The following is a 596-nucleotide window of genomic DNA, read 5'->3' as shown; positions in this document are numbered from 1 at the left end:
CAACGGCAGCTGGAGCACCACGGTCACGCTCAACAACGGCCAGAACTCGCTGACCGCGCGGGTGAGCGATGCGGCCGGCAATACCGCGACCAGCGGCGCGGTGGTCTACACGCTCAGCACCACCGGCCCGACGGTGACCGAGGCCCTGGTCGCCGACACCGGCACCTCAGTCACCGACCACGTCACCGCCAACCCGGCCGTAAGCGGCACCGGCCTCGCCAACACCATGGTGCACTTCATCATCGACGGCAGCCCGATCGTGGCAACCGTGACCACCGATGCGCAAGGCGTCTGGTCGTTTACGCCGAGCGGGCTGGCCGACGGACCACACACCATCGTAGCGAGTCAGACCGACACTTTTGGCAACACCGGCAGCGCATCGCTGAGCTTCACCCTGGACATGACGGCGCCCGCGGTCGCGATCACCAGCGCGGGCGGACCGGTCAACCAGGCCAGCCAGACCATCACCGGCACGGTCGGCGTCGCCGATGCCGGCACCACCGTCACCATCCTGGACGGCACCACCGCGATCGGCACCGCCATCGTGCAGAGCAACGGCAGCTGGAGCACCACGGTCACGCTCAACAACGGCCAGA

1 protein-coding gene is annotated in these 596 nt (G+C 68.3%); it reads left to right on the top strand.

Translation table 11 applies throughout. The features are described 5' to 3' along the window. On the top strand, positions 1-596 hold a 596-nt coding region (locus IVB01_RS35695; protein WP_247277764.1), incomplete at both ends, for an Ig-like domain-containing protein.

Source organism: Bradyrhizobium sp. 164, from assembly GCF_023073715.1.
Lineage (GTDB): Bacteria > Pseudomonadota > Alphaproteobacteria > Rhizobiales > Xanthobacteraceae > Bradyrhizobium.
The sequence above is the reverse complement of the archived record's forward strand: the minus strand, read 5'-3'. Positions and strand labels throughout refer to the sequence as shown.